Origin of the sequence: Lentzea sp. NPDC003310 (assembly GCF_040610935.1) — a bacterium.
In the GTDB taxonomy this organism is placed as follows: Bacteria; Actinomycetota; Actinomycetes; order Mycobacteriales; family Pseudonocardiaceae; genus Lentzea.
In genome coordinates, this window is record NZ_JBEXNC010000005.1 from 191124 (window position 1) to 205389 (window position 14266).

The following is a 14266-nucleotide window of genomic DNA, read 5'->3' on the forward strand; positions in this document are numbered from 1 at the left end:
TCGCGGTCCTACGGTCGGGTGCATGCGAGTACTGATCACCGGCGGGGCCGGGTTCATCGGGTCGCACGTCGCGGACGAGCTGACCTCCCAGGGCCACGACTGCGTGGTCCTCGACGCGTTGCTGCCCGAAGCGCACGGCGGGGTTCCGGAGCTGGAGCACGAGCTCGTCGTCGGGGACGTGACCGACGCCGAGGCGCTGCGACCTCTGCTGTCCACAGTGGACGCCGTCTGCCACCAGGCCGCGATGGTCGGGCACGGTGTCGACCCGTCGGACGCGCCGTCCTACGCGCGCCACAACGACCTGGGCACGGCGGTGCTGCTCGCCGAGATGCACCGGGCCGGGGTGTCGCGGCTGGTGCTGGCGTCGTCGATGGTCGTCTACGGCGAGGGGCGGTACCGCTGCCTGTCGCACGGGATCGTCAAGGCCGAGCGGACCGCCGCCGACCTGGCCCGCGGCCTGTACGAGCCGCGCTGCCCGTGCGGCGACTTCGTGGTGTCCGAGCTCGTGCCGGAGGACGCGCCGCTGGAACCGCGCAGCACGTACGCGGCGACGAAACTGGCGCAGGAGCACCTCGCGCTGGCGTGGGCGCGGCAGACCGGCGGCAGCGTGTGGGCGTTGCGCTACCACAACGTCTACGGCCCGCGGATGCCGCGCGACACCCCGTACGCCGGGGTGGCGTCGATCTTCCGGTCCGCGCTGCAGAACGGCCTCGCGCCGCGCGTGATGGAGGACGGGCGGCAGCGGCGCGACTTCGTGCACGTCACCGACGTGGCCCGGGCGAACGCGCTGGCGCTCGCGTCGCCACGGCCGGGGTTCGAGGCCGTGAACGTCTGCTCCGGAACCCCGCACACGATCGGCGACCTCGCGTTCGCGCTGGCCGACGCGTGCGACGGGCCGACGCCCGAGATCGTCGGCGGCGCGCGGCCGGGCGACGTCCGGCACGTCGTGGCGTCGCCCGCGAAGGCGTTGGAGGTGCTGGGTTTCGAGGCACGGGTGGGCTTCGAGGAGGGTGTGCGGGAGTTCGCCTCCGCTGCTCAGCGGGAGCCGGTCACCAGTTCGTGAGCACGAGGTGGTTCACCGCCAGGGCCGTGACGGCCTGGGCGGTGAGCCACCTCCTGCGGTGGTCGAGCCGCGCGGTGCCGGCGAGCAGCCAGATCGCGAACGGCAGCCAGATCCGTTCCGTCTCGGCCTTGCTCAAGCCCGACAGGTCCGCCGCGAGGACCGCGAGACCGGCGGCGAGGACCCACCTGTCCCGGCGCAGCCCCTTGATCCCGGCGGGGCCGATGACCAACGCGAGCGCCGCGAGGTTCGCCCACACCCAGTACCAGTACGGCCTGCTGTCGCCGATGCCCTGGTAGTAGCGGAGTTTCACGAGTTCGTAGCCGTCGAGCCACCAGAACCCGCTCAGCGCGAACGCCGCCACGACCGCGAGCACGCCCGCGAGCGCCCAGCCGATCCTCGCCCAGCCGAACCTCCTGCCGACCGCGACGAGCGCGAGCGGTGCCAGCAGCACCAGGCCGTAGGACAGGAACAGGCACCAGCCCAGCACGATCCCGCCCAGCAACGGTTTCCGGGTGAGCAGGTAGATCCCTACGGCCGCGACGCCCATGAACATGCCGTCCGCCGACGCCCCGACCCACACCGCGCCGGGGAACAGCACCAGGAACGGCAGCACGGCGTTGGTGCCGATCGCCTTGGGGATCGCCACGACGGCGAGCGAGCCGACCAGGACGCAGAAGAGCGACGCGGCCGCTCCCCCGCCGAGCCCCACGCGGTCGAGCGCGACGAACGTGAGCAGCGCGCCCGGCGGGTGTCCGGAGACGTGCGTGGTCCACGAGTCGGGCTGGAAGTCCTGGATGCGGGCGGCGAACCCGCGCAGCATCGCGGGGATGTCGGTGACACCGGGGACCTCGTGCAGGTACTCGTCCTCGGTCGTGAGCCGGGTGACGAACCTCTGCCAGCCGTCCACCATCGCCAGCGAGAAGGTGAACGCCACCGACGCCGCGTAGGCGATCGGCAGCGCGAACCGGTGCTCGGCGAGCTCGGGTCCCTTGGCCACCACGAGGAACGCGATCAGGACCGCCGCGGGCGTGCCGGGACCCACGTGGGGCTGCCAGTCGCCGAAGAGCGGCGCCGCGGCGGCGACGAGCAGGCCGGGATCGCGGAGGTTGAGGACGATCCCGGTGAGGACGGCGGCCGCGACGAGCAGCCCTGCGATGACCAGACGCACCGCGCCCAACCTAGGGGGTCGGGGAGGTGCCCGCGCGCCCTGCAAGACAATCGTAAGAACTCTTTCGTGCGTCACAATTCCGTAAGCACCACAACATTTTCCGATGGTCCAGGGTGGACGCATGGATGTCGTGTTGCCCTGCCTGGACGAGGCCGCCGCACTGCCCGCGGTCCTCGCCTCCCTGCCTCCCGGATACCGCGCCGTGGTCGTGGACAACGGGTCCTCCGACGGCTCGCCGGAGGTGGCCGCCGCGTGCGGCGCGCTCGTCGTGCACGAACCCGCGCGCGGGTACGGCGCCGCCGTGCACACCGGTCTGCTCGCGGCCACCTCGGACCTCGTGGCGTTCGCCGACGCGGACGGATCGCTCGACCTGGCCGAACTTCCCGCGATGGCGGCATTGCTCGCCGACGCCGATCTCGTGGTGGGGCGGCGCCGTCCCGTGCGGGCGGGGGTGTGGCCGTGGCACGCGCGGGCGGGCAACGCCGTGATCTCGTCCCTGTTGCGGCGCAGGGGGCTGGCCGTGCACGACATCGCGCCGCTGCGGGTGTGCCGGCGGGAGGCGTTGCTGGCGCTGGACGTCCGGGACCGCGCGTTCGGCTACCCGCTGGAGCTGCTGGTGCGCGCGGCCGAGGCGGGCTGGCGGGTGCGCGAGGTCGACGTGGCCTACCGGCCCCGTGCGGCGGGGACGAGGTCGAAGGTGTCGGGGTCGGTGCGCGGCACGCTGCGCGCGGCGCGGGACATGGCGGGGGTGCTGCGATGAGGTTCTGCCTGCTGGTCATGGCGAAGTCACCGGTGCCGGGACAGGTGAAGACGCGCCTGTGCCCGCCGTTGTCGGCCGAGGAGGCGGCGGACGTGGCGGCGGCGGCGTTGCTCGACACGCTGTCGGCCGCGCTGGACACGCCCGGTGCCGTGCCCGTGGTGGCGCTGGCCGGGGTGGTGCGGCGCGAGGACGTGCGGGACGCGCTGGCGCAGTGCGTGGTGATCCCGCAGCGCGGCGAGACGTTCGCCGAACGGCTGGTGCACGCGCACGCCGACATCGCGCGGTTCCGGCTGCCGGTGCTGCAGATCGGGATGGACACGCCGCAGGTGACTCCGGAGCTGCTGCGGTCGTGCGCCGAGTTCGACGAGGCGGCGCTCGGGCTCGCGGAGGACGGCGGCTGGTGGGCACTCGGGCTGCGGGACCCGTTGCGGGCGAGCGTTTTGCGAGAAGTGCCGATGTCGCGCGCCGACACCGGGGCGCGGACGTCGGAGGCGCTGGAAGGGCTGCGGGTACGCCCGCTCCCCGTCCTGTCCGATGTGGACACGATGGCGGACGCGCGTGCGGTGGCCGCGCAGGTTCCCGGCAGCCGGTTCGCCGCGGCGTTGCTGGACATCGCGGCGGTGACGCGATGATGTTCGACCTCGCTCTCCAGGGCCGGCCGAGCTGGCTCGACCTCTCCGGCACCGAGGCCCGCGAGCTCTCCGTCGCCCGCTGGCACGCCGACGCCGGCGGGGGCGACGACGTCCTCCTCGACTCCTGCACCGGCCCCACCCTCGACGTGGGCTGCGGTCCCGGCCGGCTCGTGGCCGCCCTGCTGGCCCGGCGGGTCCGGGCTCTCGGCGTCGACGTGTCACCGGAGGCGGTGCGGCGGACCACCGAACGCGGCGGCGTCGCGATCCGCCGGGACGTCTTCGACCTGCTGCCCGGCGAGGGCCGCTGGCAGCACGTGCTGCTCGCCGACGGCAACATCGGCATCGGCGGCGACCCCGCCGCCCTGCTGCGGCGCGTGCGGCAACTGCTGCGGCCCAGCGGCACCGTCGTGGTCGAGGTCGAGCCGCCGGGTGCCGGGCTGTCGGTCGGCCAGGCGAGGGTGCGGGCCGCCGGCACCGAGAGCCACTGGTTCCCGTGGGCGTGGAGCGACGCCGAGTCCGTCGAGGCCGACGGGTTCTTCCTGCTGTGGCAGCGAGAACGCGCCGGTCGCTGGTTCGCGTGCTGGGAGAAGCTGTGAGGTTCCGCTCCCCCGCCCACCACCCGGGCGTCACCAGCCGGCTCGGCACGTGGCTCGGCATCACGTTCGGGCTGTGCTTCGTCACCGGCCTGCTCAGCCACGGCGTGCAGCACGACTGGGCGTGGCCGACCCGCCCGGTCGACCTCTACCGCGTCACCCAGGGCGTGCACGTGATCTCCGGCGTCGCCTCGATCCCGTTGCTGCTGGCCAAGTTGTGGAGCGTCTACCCGAAGCTGTTCGAGCGGCCGCTGGTGAAGTCGGTACCGCACGCCCTGGAACGCGGCTCGATCCTGGTGCTGGTCGCGGCGTCGTTCTTCGAGCTCGTCACCGGCCTGTTCAACGCGGCGCAGAACTACCCGTGGTCGTTCTACTTCCCCACCGCCCACTACGCGGTGGCGTGGATCGTGACCGGTGCCCTGCTCGTGCACATCGCGGTGAAGATCCCGGTGATCCGCCGCTCGCTGGAACCGGCTTCGCCTGACCAGCCCCTGTTGTCCCGCAGGGCTTTCCTGCGCACGACCGCGCTGACGACCGGCGTCGCGGTGGTGGCGACGGCGGGCGTGACGGTGCCGTGGCTGCGCAAGATCTCGGTGCTGGCCTGGCGGTCGGACGGCGCGCTGCCGGTCAACCGCACTGCCCAGGCGGCCGGGATCGTGGTGCCGCCGGACTGGCGGCTGCGCGCGGGTGCGAGGAGCTACTCGCTGGCCGAGTTGCAGGCGATGCCGCAGACCACCGTGGAGCTGCCGATCGCGTGCGTCGAGGGGTGGAGCCAGACCGCGACGTGGACCGGGGTCCGGGTGTCGGAGCTCGTGAGCGGCGGGGACGTGCGGGTCTCGTCGCTGGAGGAGAACGGGTTGTACCGGGCCTCGACGTTGCCGGAGGCGTTCGCGCGGGACCCGTTGACGCTGCTGGCGTTGCGGCTCGACGGGGAGGAGCTCAGCCCGGACCACGGGTACCCGTGCCGGCTGATCGCGCCGAACCGGCCGGGTGTGCTGCAGACGAAGTGGGTCACGTCGTTGGAGGTGATGGGGTGAGCGGCCTCGGTGGTGCTGGTAGCGCGGAAGTGGGCGGTGGCGTGAACGGCCTCGGTGACGCCGGAAGCGCGGTGGTGGGCGGGCGCGGTTCGTTCGTCGCGCGGCTCGTCCTCGGCGCCGCCGGTGTCGGCCTCGGCGCGTGGGGCGCCTGGCTGCTCCTCCCCCAGGTCACCCTCGAGCTCCTCCTCTGGCTCGGCGGCGGCGTGGTCCTGCACGACTTCCTCATCGCCCCGCTGGTCGGCGTGACCGGCTTCGCGGTGAAACGCCCGTCCGTCGCCATCGGCCTCGCCACCACCGGCGTCGTCAGCCTGCTGGCGGTGCCGCTCCTGTGGCGCGAGCACAGCGGCCCGGTCAACCCCGGCCTGCACGACCGCGACTACCCCACCGGAGTCGCGGTCGTGCTGGGGCTGGTCTGGGCCGGCGTGGCCCTACACGAGGTCGCGGCGCGCCTTCAGCAGCGTCGCCGTGCCCACGAACACCACGACGTAGCCCACGAGGAACAGGGCCGAGGTGGTGCCGCTCACCGACGTCAGGACGCCGGGGGCGCCCGAGCCGCCGACGGCACCGGCGAGGTTGCCGGCGGAGCCGCCCGGCAGGACCTCGGTCAGCGACTCGACCGGGCCGAGCAGGGAACCCACGCCCCGCAACAGGTTCTCGGTGACGATCGCCCACATCAGGCCCAGGCCGACGGCCAGGGCGGGGCCCTTGGTCACGACGCCGAGGAACACCCCGAACCCCGTCCACATCGCGGCGATCAGCAGTGAGGCGACCAGCGGCTTCCACACGCCCGAGCCGGGCAGGCTCCAGTCCCAGCCTTCGAGGGACGCGATGGTCACGGCCGCGCCGAGGTCCACGGCGAACGTCAGCGCCACCAGCAGCACCACGATGATCCCGAGCGCCCCGAGCGTGCCGGCCATCGCCGCGACCCGGCGAGGGCCGGCCGTCAGGGTCGTCTTCCAGGTGCCCCAGCCGTAGCCGCTGCCGACCGCGAGCGCGGCGAGCACCAGGATGATCGCGCCGCCGAACATCGGCAGGCCGCGCACGACGGCCGCGCCGACGTTCTCCGGCTGCATCGCACCGATCAGCTGCTGCTCGGACATGCCGCGCGTGTTCGTGCCGCCCTCGAGCGCCAGGTAGTTGAACACGTAGCCGAACGTCAGCGTCATCACCAGCCACACGCCGATCAGCACCCAGGTCGCGGGCCACTTCCACAGCCGCAGCAGCTCCGCCTTCACGCTGCCCATCACGCCGCTCCCGTCATCTCGAAGAAGACCTCTTCCAGCGTCCGGCGCAGCGGCCGGACCTCCTGCACGTCCACGTCGGCCGCCACCAGCAGCCGCACCAGCGCGCCCGCGTCCGTCTCGCGCACGTGCAGCACGTCGCCGTGCAGGGTGCTGCCCTCGATCAGCACGTGCGCCTTCTCTACCGGGTCCGCCCGGATCAGCAGCACGCTGTCGCCGCGCAGCTGCTCGACCGTGCTCTCCGCGACCAGCCGGCCCTGCGAGATCACGCCCACCCGGTCGCAGATCTCCTCGACCTCGCCCAGCAGGTGGCTCGACAGCAGCACCGTCTGGCCCTGGGCCGCGAGCGCCCGCACCAGGTCGCGCATGTCGGCCATGCCCGCCGGGTCGAGGCCGTTGGTCGGCTCGTCGAGGATCAACAGCTCCGGCCGGCCGAGCAGGGCCGCGGCGACGCCGAGCCGCTGCTTCATGCCGAGCGAGTACCGGCGGAACTTCTCGCCGGCGGCGCCCACGAGGTCGACCTGCTGCAGCGCCGCCTCGACCTCCCCCTTGCCGACGCCCCGCCGATGGGCGTGCACGCGCAGGTTGTCGCGGCCGGAGAGGTACGGGTAGAAGCCGGGCCCCTCGATCAGCGACCCGACCCTGAGCAACGCCTTCGGGGTGCCCGGCGCCTCGCCGAGCACGGAGGCGGAACCGCTGGTCGGCCGCACGAGCCCCAGCAGCATGCGGATCGTGGTCGTCTTGCCCGCGCCGTTCGGACCGAGGAACCCGTAGACCTCGCCCCGCCGCACGGACAGACTGACCTCGTCCACCACGGCGCGGTCGCCGTAGCGCTTCGTCAGCTTCTCCGTCGTCACGATCATGGCGACCATCGTGTTCCCGCGAGGGCGCCGGGGCGTCCGCTCCGGAGCGTCATGAAGATACGCACATCTGCGTACGCCGCCGGTCGTATGGTCGGGACCATGCGGATCAAGTGGCAGGACATCGCGCTGGCAGTGGCGCTGGTGTTCTTCGGACTGGGCGGCACGCGGTTCGCGGCCCGGTTGCAGGGTGCCGAGCAGCTCGACGTCCTCGCCTACCTGCTCATCACGGTGGCGGCGGTGGGCCTGCTCCTCCGCTCGGTGCGTCCGCTGTGGACGGTCGGTGTCACGACCGCCGCCATCGCCGCCTACCTGGCGCAGGGCTACCCGTTCGGGCCGATCCTGATGAGCGGTGTGGCGGCGGTGTACGCGGTGGCGCTGTACGCGCGCATCGAGCTCGCCGCCGCGTCCGCGCTGATCTACGCGCTGGCGATCCTGCCGTGGTGGAACGACTCGCTCACGTCGTGGATCACCTGGTCCGCGGGCTGGATCCTGCTGCCCGCCGCGGCGGGCGTGCTGATGAGGCTGCGCCGCAAGTCCGCTGTGGACACCCGCGAGCGGGCGGTGATCTCCGAACGGCTGCGGCTCGCCCAGGAGGTGCACGACGTCGTCGGGCACGGCCTGTCCGTGATCGCCATGCAGGCCGGGGTCGCGCTCTACGTGCTGGACAAGGACCCGGCGAAGGCGCGCGCGTCGCTCGAAGCGATCCGCGACACGTCGAAGGAAGCACTGGACGGGCTGCGGTCCGAATTGGACACACTGCGCGGCAGCGCACCCCTGACCCCGACGATCACCCTCGCCGACCTCCCCGCGCTGGCCGCGCGGATGGGCGAGGCGGGCCTCGATGTGTCGGTCGAGGTGGCCGAGGTCGAGCTGCCCGGGACGTACCAGCTCGCGGCCTACCGGATCGTGCAGGAGTCGCTGACCAACGTCCTGCGGCACTCCTCGCCCGGCGTCACGGCGTCGGTGCAGGTCTACACCGTGCGCGGCGACCTGGTCGTGCACGTCACCGACACCGGCACGCCCGCGGCGTTCGTCGAGGGCCACGGCATCACGGGCATGCGGTCGCGGGCGGAGGCGCTGGGCGGCACGCTGGAGGTCAGCGGCGCGCACGGGTTCTCGGTGCTCGCCCGGATACCGTTGCCGTCATGATTCGCGTGGTGGTGGCGGACGACCAGCCGCTGGTCCGGATGGGACTGCGGACGTTGATCGAGACCGAGGACGGCGTCCAGCTCGCCGGGGAGGCCGCCGACGGACGTGAGGCGCTGGCGCTGATCCAGGCCACCAGGCCGGACGTGGTGTTCCTCGACATCCGCATGCCGCTGCTCGACGGCCTGGAGGTGCTGCGCCGCGTCAGCGCCGACCCGGCGTGCGCCGAGGTGAAGATCGTCATGCTCACGACGTTCGACCTCGACGAGTACGTGTTCGAGGCGTTGCGCACGGGCGCGTCCGGGTTCCTGGTCAAGGACTCCGACCCGACGGACCTGCTGCGCGCCGTGCACGTGGTGGCCGACGGCGGGTCGCTGCTCTCGCCGTCCGTGACGCGGCGGGTGATCGACCGGTTCGCGTCCGGAGCGTCCGCGCGGCCCGTGCCGCACCTCGACAAGCTGACCGAGCGCGAGCGGGAGATCATGCGGCACGTGGCGTCCGGCGCGTCCAACGACGAGATCGCCGCCGTGCTGGTGATCTCGCCCGCGACGGTGCGCACGCACGTGTCGCGGGCGATGGTGAAGCTGGGCGCGCGCGACCGCGCCCAGCTCGTGGTGTTCGCCGTCCAGTCAGGCCTGACGTGAGTCGAACGCGGCCTTGAGGCCCTGCGCGATCTCCGGCGGGATCGAGTCGTACGAGCGCGGCGGCTGCGGGTCGTACTCGATGCCGACCTGCACGGCCTGCGCCACCACCTCGCCGAACTCGGCCTCGACCAGCCGCAACGCCATGTCGATGCCCGCGGACACGCCCGCGCCGCTGACGACCTTGCCGTCGAACACGACCCGGTCGGTGCTGACCTCGACGCCGCGCGCCTCCAGGTCCTCCCGCGCGGCCCAGTGCGTGGTGGCCTTCGAGACCAGCCCGGCCTCGGCGAGCAGCGTCGAGCCCGTGCACACCGACGTGGTCCACTTCGTCGTCGGGTGCACCTCGCGCAGCCACTCGACGACGCCACCGGAGTCCTTCAGCAGCTCCTTCCAGTGCCCCGATCCCGGCACCACGACGATGTCGGTGGACTTGAGACTGGAGAACGTGTCCGTGGGCGTGACGACCAGCCCGTTGTCGGACTTCACCGGGTCGAGCGTCGCGGCGACGAACCGCGCGGAGACGACCGGCACGCTGGCGATCACCTCGAACGGGCCGACGAAGTCGAGCGCGGTCATGTTCGGGTAGAGCACGAAAGTGGCGTCCATCAGGCAACCCCAGTGGTCTTGAAACGGGCGCGGTAGCTGCCCGGCGACACGCCGAGCACGCGCAGGAAGGCCCGGCGCAGGGTCTCGGCCGAGCCGAACCCCGACTGGCGGGCGACGAGGTCGAGCGAGTCGCCGCTGCTGGCCAGCCGGTCGGCGGCGGCCTCGACGCGGGCTCGTTCGACGTACTGCGCGGGCGAGACGCCCACGCTGCGGGAGAAGACGCGCGCGAAGTGCCGCACGCTCATCATGGCCTTGCGCGCCATGACCGGCACCGTCCACTCCCGCGTCGGATCGGCGTGGATGTCGTCCAGCAGCGCGCGCAGCGAGCCGTCCTTCACCGGCTTCGCGCGGGTGTGGACGCTGAACTGCGACTGTCCGCCGGAGCGCTGCAGGAACACGACCAGGTACTGCGCGATCCGGCGGGCGAGCGCCGGACCGTGGTCCTGCTCCACCATGGCGAGCGCGAGGTCGATGCCCGCCGTCACCCCCGCCGACGTGGCGACCTGGCCGTCGCAGACGAAGATCGCGTCCGGCTCGACCTCGACGCCCCGGTTCTCCAGCTCGCCGGTGAACGCCCAGTGCGTCGTCGCCTTCTTGCCGTCGAGCAGCCCGGCCCCGGCCAGCACCACGGCGCCCGTGCAGACGCCCGCGACCCGCCGCGACCGCAGCGCGAGCCGCCGCAGGTGCGTCGTCAGCACCGGGTCGGCCGCGGCCTCGTCGTACCCCCAGCCGCCGACGACGAGCAGCGTGTCGATCGGGCGGTCGAGCGTGCGCAGGTCCGCCCCCGCCTCGACGCGCACCCCCGCCGTGGCGGTGAACGACCCTCCCCCGAGCGTGGCGACGGTGACGTCGTAGCGCTGCTGCCCGTAGTTCGCCGCCTGGAACACCTCGATCGGACCCGCCAGGTCCAGCAACGCCGTGCGGTCGTACCCCACCACGACAACTTCCCTCGGATTCCCCACTCCTCCACTGTCCCGATCCGAGGGTGCGGCGGCAACGACATGTCCCCCTCGGATTCGGCCACCCCCGTAAACTGGTCCGCGATGCGCAAAGTGCTCTTCCTCGCGGCGATCGGCCTGCTCACGATCGTGCTGGTCATGAGCGACCACGTGTTCCCGCCTCCCTCGGCCCCCGACCGCGAGACCAGGACCGCGGTCGTCGCGCTGGGCGACAGCACGATGTCCGGCGAGGGCGCCGGCCGCTACGAGGACGGCACCGACGGCGAAGAGGGCGGCAACTGGTGCCACCGCTCGCGCGACGCGGAGATCATGAAGATCTCCTTCCAGGCCGACTTCCGGTTCAACCTGGCGTGCTCGGGCGCGAACTCGGACAAGCTGCGCACCGAGCAGCTCCCGCGCCTGCGCGAGATCGCCGGCTCGCACCAGGTCACCGCCGTCGTCGTGGCCATCGGCGCGAACGACGACCCGAGGTTCTCCGAGATCCTCAACAAGTGCTTCGAGGGCTGGGGCAAGCGCAGCGACTGCACGTCGTCCGTCGCTCCCGAGTGGACCAAGCGCGTGCGGCGGATGGTCCCGAAGGTCGAGAACACGCTGAACGCCATCCGCCAGACCCTGCGCGACTCCGGCTACCTCGACTCCTCCTACCAGCTCGTCGTGCAGTCCTACGCCGCCCCGGTGTCGCCGAAGATGCCGCAGTCGCTGCAGAACCTGTCCGGCTGCCCGCTGCGCACCGCCGACCTGGAGTGGGTCGTCGAGGAGGCCGTGCCGGAGCTGTCCAACGGCCTGCGCGCCGCCGCCGGCAAGGTGAACGCGCGGTTCCTCGACCTGGCGCGGGCCGGTGAGGGGCACGAGGCGTGCGTCGGCGGGTCGAAGCCGGAGACCGAGTGGTTCACGCGGCTGTCGGTCGACTGGGACGGGCTGCGGGACCAGCGGCGGGCGTCGCACGCGTTGCAGGAGTCGTTCCACCCCAACGCGCGCGGGCACGCGCAGGTCGCGCGGTGTCTGAGCGAGTTCCTGGCGTCGGACAAGCGCGACGGCGCGTGCCTGCCGAAGCTGGACGGGACGCTCGGACTCAACACGGAGGGCTAGTCGCGCGTTCACTGTTCGTCGCGTTCGTTTCAGGAGGCAGCACGGATGGTCGACCGGATGCAGATCGTCGAGCTCGACTGCTCGACCGACGACCGCGGGTTCAGCTTCTCGGTCCTGCGGGACCAGCTCGGACTGATCGGCCCGATCCAGGACGTGCACATCGCCGAGATACGGCCAGGCGCTGTCCGCGGCAACCACTTCCACGCGCATCGGGGTGAGCTGATCGCCGTGGTCGCCACCGGCAGGTGGTCGGTCCACTGGGACACCGGCGAGGGCACGGAGGTGCACAGCCGTTCGTTCGACGGGAACGGCGCGGTGGCCGTCGTACCTCCTCGGGGCTGGTCGCACGCCGTGAAGAACGACGGCGACGAAAGCATGTGGATCTACGCCGCGAGCGACGCCACCTACGACCGGCACGACCCGGATCCCGTCGCCCGCGACGCGGTGCGAAGAGTGGTCGTGCGGCCGTGACCGACGTCTTCCGCACGTTCTGCCACATCAGCGAGTACGGCGAGGCGGGGTACGCGAACCTGCACCGGATGATCGCGACGAGTTCGCCGCTGGTGCTCTGGGCGCCGTCGAGCAGACTGCTCGGCTCACCGGAGTGCCGCGTGACCGAGCGGGAGTTCGTCTCGCTGGTCGAACGCGGCACGGTGCGGATCATCGGCCGGGAGTGGTGGCTGACCGACCGCGCGAGCCGCGACGGCCACTCGTGGGAGGGCGCGGCCTGGACACCGCCGGTCGACGACGCGATCAGGGCGATGGCCTTGCAGGACGCCGGCCTGCCGCGAAACTCGAGACGCGTCCTGATCGCCGAGGACGAACGGGGAGACACGTGGGGACGCGCGTATGTGGCGCAAAACCCCGCGCTGGCCGCTCTCCTGCGAGACACGCTCCTGGCGCCGAACGCCACACACCACTTTCCGGTCGGCGTGGTCGAGAAGGCGCAGCGGCTCTCCGAGGATCCGGTCGAACTCGCCGAACAGATCACCCGCGACGCCTACAACCACGACGCCGCCATCGCGCAGGCAGGAAGCAGGACGCCCTTCCTGCTGGAGCGTCGGGAAAGCCGGTTCAACGAACTGCTGCGATCGGTGCGCGACGCGTCGGACGTCGAGTTCCCTGCCCCGGTTCCCGCCGCCGCGCTGTCCCCCTCCGACATGGCCGAGCTCACCTCCGAGGTGCTGAAGGTGCTCGCGCATCTGGAGAACGGGTCCACCACCGGTGTCGCGAAGTTCGTGAAGGGCGACGGACACCGGCTCCTGGCCACGTGGATGCGGAACAGCTGCGAGTCGATCGGGCGCACGAGCGCGACGAGCGTCCGCGGCGAGGTGATCGCCCGGCTGCAGCAGGAGTTCGAGAGCAACCGGCTGGAGAACAGCTGGCCGCGGACGTTCGGCACCCCGGACTCGATGATCGGGTCGATCGGCACCTCGGCGGGGGTCACCGAAGCCGTGGTCTCCGAGCTGACGGTCTACGGCGCGGTAGGGCTCGCCGCCGGCGCGTACGCGATCGGGAAGAGCCTGGCCCAGCGACTGGGGTACGTCGCGGTGCCCTACGCCGGCCCGCAGTGGCCGTTCCTCTACGCGTTCGGACGTCGTGCCTCGGGTCGCAGGCATGCGAGGCTGCAGCTGAGCCTCGACAACCTCGGCACCGCCGACTAGGTCCAGAGCTTGAGCTCGTCGCGCGGCCAGCCGGGATCGCCCGTGCGCGCGAACTCCGCCCACGCCCGCGCGATGTCGCCGCGGAACATGTCCGGCACGTCCGCGCCGTGGTGCGCGGGCTCCCTGGCGTAGATCGACCGGAACGCCCCGCCGTGCTCGTCGGCGAGCCTCGCCGTGGGGCGCTGGAACAGCTCCACGTCCTCGTCGGCCGTGTGGCACACCATCAGCTCGACGTCGTACGGACCCTCCAACGGGCTGCGCGGCAGCGTGTCGCCGTCGACGATCGGCTGGTACCGCACGACGTCCGGGTCCGCGGCGCGCTGCACCTCGGCTGCTTCGGCCGGGGTGAAGAACCGTCCGGCGAGGCTGTGCACGATCGCCCGGTGAAACAGGCCCGCGGCCGACGGCATCACCATCAGGCTCGCCACGGTCTGCGCGCCGGAGGACTGGCCGGCGACGGTGACGTTGTAGCGGTCTCCGCCGTAGCGCCCGATGTTGCGGTGGACCCACCTCAGCGCGGAGACGACGTCGAGCAGCCCCCGGTTGTGCGCAACCCCTTCCAGGGCACCGTATCCGTCGACGGCGAGCCGGTAGTTGCAGCTGACGAACACGATCCCGTGCGACGCGAGGACGTCGCCCGCGTACTCGGGCTGCGACGACGAGCCGACGGTGTTCGCGCCGCCGTGCACCCACAGCAGCACCGGCGCGTCCGCGTCCACTGTGGACCAGACGTTCAGCGTGTGGCTGTCACCGAACGCGCCGGCCGGCTCGCCGTCGCGGTCCACCGGCGGGTGGAGGCGC

General features: G+C 72.3%; 16 protein-coding genes. 10 read left to right on the forward strand and 6 right to left on the reverse strand.

All coding sequences use genetic code 11. The annotated features are described in order from the left end of the window. Positions 1 to 22: 22 nt before the first annotated feature. Complete coding sequence (locus ABZX02_RS11015; protein WP_355297060.1) at positions 23 to 1063, forward strand: NAD-dependent epimerase/dehydratase family protein; 1041 nt, start codon at positions 23 to 25, stop codon at positions 1061 to 1063. On the opposite strand, the gene ABZX02_RS11020 is transcribed toward ABZX02_RS11015, so the two are convergent. Further along, positions 1050 to 2231 carry a hypothetical protein gene (locus tag ABZX02_RS11020; RefSeq protein WP_355297061.1) on the reverse strand — a complete coding sequence of 394 codons (1182 nt, stop codon included), beginning with the start codon at positions 2229 to 2231 and terminating at the stop codon, positions 1050 to 1052. The genes ABZX02_RS11015 and ABZX02_RS11020 overlap by 14 nt on opposite strands. 121 nt (positions 2232 to 2352) lie before the next feature. Between ABZX02_RS11020 and ABZX02_RS11025 the strand changes: the two genes are divergently transcribed. Genes ABZX02_RS11025 through ABZX02_RS11040 form a run of 4 tightly spaced genes read left to right on the forward strand, consistent with a single transcriptional unit; the run spans position 2353 to position 5253 of the window. Beyond that, positions 2353 to 2991: a glycosyltransferase family 2 protein gene (locus tag ABZX02_RS11025; RefSeq protein WP_355297063.1), complete on the forward strand. Its 639-nt coding sequence runs from the start codon at positions 2353 to 2355 to the stop codon at positions 2989 to 2991. Continuing rightward, entirely contained in the window at positions 2988 to 3623 is a 636-nt protein-coding gene (locus ABZX02_RS11030) for a DUF2064 domain-containing protein (protein ID WP_355297065.1), read from the forward strand. Before ABZX02_RS11025 ends, ABZX02_RS11030 begins: the two co-directional genes overlap by 4 nt. Next, positions 3620 to 4219, forward strand: coding sequence for a methyltransferase domain-containing protein (locus ABZX02_RS11035; RefSeq protein ID WP_355297067.1), 600 nt, complete (start codon positions 3620 to 3622; stop codon positions 4217 to 4219). Before ABZX02_RS11030 ends, ABZX02_RS11035 begins: the two co-directional genes overlap by 4 nt. Further along, complete coding sequence (locus tag ABZX02_RS11040) at positions 4216 to 5253, forward strand: molybdopterin-dependent oxidoreductase (protein WP_355297069.1); 1038 nt, start codon at positions 4216 to 4218, stop codon at positions 5251 to 5253. The genes ABZX02_RS11035 and ABZX02_RS11040 overlap by 4 nt, the downstream gene beginning before the upstream one ends. A gap of 428 nt (positions 5254 to 5681) precedes the next feature. Here the strand turns inward: ABZX02_RS11040 and ABZX02_RS11045 are convergent, their stop codons facing one another. Then, complete coding sequence (locus tag ABZX02_RS11045) at positions 5682 to 6497, reverse strand: hypothetical protein (protein ID WP_355297071.1); 816 nt, start codon at positions 6495 to 6497, stop codon at positions 5682 to 5684. Continuing rightward, positions 6497 to 7357: an ABC transporter ATP-binding protein gene (locus tag ABZX02_RS11050; RefSeq protein WP_355297073.1), complete on the reverse strand. Its 861-nt coding sequence runs from the start codon at positions 7355 to 7357 to the stop codon at positions 6497 to 6499. Before ABZX02_RS11050 ends, ABZX02_RS11045 begins: the two co-directional genes overlap by 1 nt. A 99-nt stretch (positions 7358 to 7456) precedes the next feature. Here ABZX02_RS11050 and ABZX02_RS11055 point away from each other — a divergent pair, with 99 nt between their 5' ends. Continuing rightward, positions 7457 to 8506 carry a histidine kinase gene (locus ABZX02_RS11055; protein WP_355297074.1) on the forward strand — a complete coding sequence of 350 codons (1050 nt, stop codon included), beginning with the start codon at positions 7457 to 7459 and terminating at the stop codon, positions 8504 to 8506. Then, complete coding sequence (locus ABZX02_RS11060) at positions 8503 to 9147, forward strand: response regulator transcription factor (RefSeq protein ID WP_355297076.1); 645 nt, start codon at positions 8503 to 8505, stop codon at positions 9145 to 9147. The genes ABZX02_RS11055 and ABZX02_RS11060 overlap by 4 nt, the downstream gene beginning before the upstream one ends. Here the strand turns inward: ABZX02_RS11060 and ABZX02_RS11065 are convergent. Further along, complete coding sequence (locus ABZX02_RS11065; protein WP_355297078.1) at positions 9133 to 9753, reverse strand: DJ-1/PfpI family protein; 621 nt, start codon at positions 9751 to 9753, stop codon at positions 9133 to 9135. The genes ABZX02_RS11060 and ABZX02_RS11065 overlap by 15 nt on opposite strands. After that, positions 9753 to 10691 carry a DJ-1/PfpI family protein gene (locus ABZX02_RS11070; protein ID WP_355297080.1) on the reverse strand — a complete coding sequence of 313 codons (939 nt, stop codon included), beginning with the start codon at positions 10689 to 10691 and terminating at the stop codon, positions 9753 to 9755. Before ABZX02_RS11070 ends, ABZX02_RS11065 begins: the two co-directional genes overlap by 1 nt. Positions 10692 to 10796: 105 nt before the next feature. Here ABZX02_RS11070 and ABZX02_RS11075 point away from each other — a divergent pair, with 105 nt between their 5' ends. From ABZX02_RS11075 to ABZX02_RS11085, 3 genes are read left to right on the forward strand one after another with little or no spacing between them, the layout of a single operon-like run. Continuing rightward, positions 10797 to 11801, forward strand: a complete 1005-nt coding sequence (locus ABZX02_RS11075; RefSeq protein WP_355297082.1) for a GDSL-type esterase/lipase family protein — start codon at positions 10797 to 10799, stop codon at positions 11799 to 11801. Positions 11802 to 11846: 45 nt separating this feature from the next. Next, positions 11847 to 12272, forward strand: coding sequence for a cupin domain-containing protein (locus tag ABZX02_RS11080; RefSeq protein WP_355297084.1), 426 nt, complete (start codon positions 11847 to 11849; stop codon positions 12270 to 12272). Further along, the gene (locus ABZX02_RS11085) at positions 12269 to 13465 is read left to right on the forward strand and encodes a hypothetical protein (RefSeq protein ID WP_355297085.1); all 1197 of its coding nucleotides are present in this window, start codon (positions 12269 to 12271) and stop codon (positions 13463 to 13465) included. The genes ABZX02_RS11080 and ABZX02_RS11085 overlap by 4 nt, the downstream gene beginning before the upstream one ends. Here the strand turns inward: ABZX02_RS11085 and ABZX02_RS11090 are convergent. Continuing rightward, on the reverse strand, positions 13462 to 14250 hold the full coding sequence (locus ABZX02_RS11090; protein WP_355297087.1) for a carboxylesterase family protein: 789 nt from the start codon (positions 14248 to 14250) through the stop codon (positions 13462 to 13464). The two genes, ABZX02_RS11085 and ABZX02_RS11090, sit on opposite strands and share 4 nt — an antisense overlap. Positions 14251 to 14266 lie beyond the last annotated feature (16 nt).

Excerpts from the sequence above, each read along its gene's own strand:
- ABZX02_RS11015 (WP_355297060.1), top strand. The coding sequence starts at position 23 with ATGCGAGTACTGATCACCGGCGGGGCCGGGTTCATCGGGTCGCACGTC.
- ABZX02_RS11025 (WP_355297063.1), top strand. The coding sequence starts at position 2,353 with ATGGATGTCGTGTTGCCCTGCCTGGACGAGGCCGCCGCACTGCCCGCG.
- ABZX02_RS11030 (WP_355297065.1), top strand. The coding sequence starts at position 2,988 with ATGAGGTTCTGCCTGCTGGTCATGGCGAAGTCACCGGTGCCGGGACAG.
- ABZX02_RS11035 (WP_355297067.1), top strand. The coding sequence starts at position 3,620 with ATGATGTTCGACCTCGCTCTCCAGGGCCGGCCGAGCTGGCTCGACCTC.
- ABZX02_RS11045 (WP_355297071.1), bottom strand. The coding sequence starts at position 6,497 with ATGGGCAGCGTGAAGGCGGAGCTGCTGCGGCTGTGGAAGTGGCCCGCG.
- ABZX02_RS11050 (WP_355297073.1), bottom strand. The coding sequence starts at position 7,357 with ATGATCGTGACGACGGAGAAGCTGACGAAGCGCTACGGCGACCGCGCC.
- ABZX02_RS11055 (WP_355297074.1), top strand. The coding sequence starts at position 7,457 with ATGCGGATCAAGTGGCAGGACATCGCGCTGGCAGTGGCGCTGGTGTTC.
- ABZX02_RS11060 (WP_355297076.1), top strand. The coding sequence starts at position 8,503 with ATGATTCGCGTGGTGGTGGCGGACGACCAGCCGCTGGTCCGGATGGGA.
- ABZX02_RS11065 (WP_355297078.1), bottom strand. The coding sequence starts at position 9,753 with ATGGACGCCACTTTCGTGCTCTACCCGAACATGACCGCGCTCGACTTC.
- ABZX02_RS11075 (WP_355297082.1), top strand. The coding sequence starts at position 10,797 with ATGCGCAAAGTGCTCTTCCTCGCGGCGATCGGCCTGCTCACGATCGTG.
- ABZX02_RS11080 (WP_355297084.1), top strand. The coding sequence starts at position 11,847 with ATGGTCGACCGGATGCAGATCGTCGAGCTCGACTGCTCGACCGACGAC.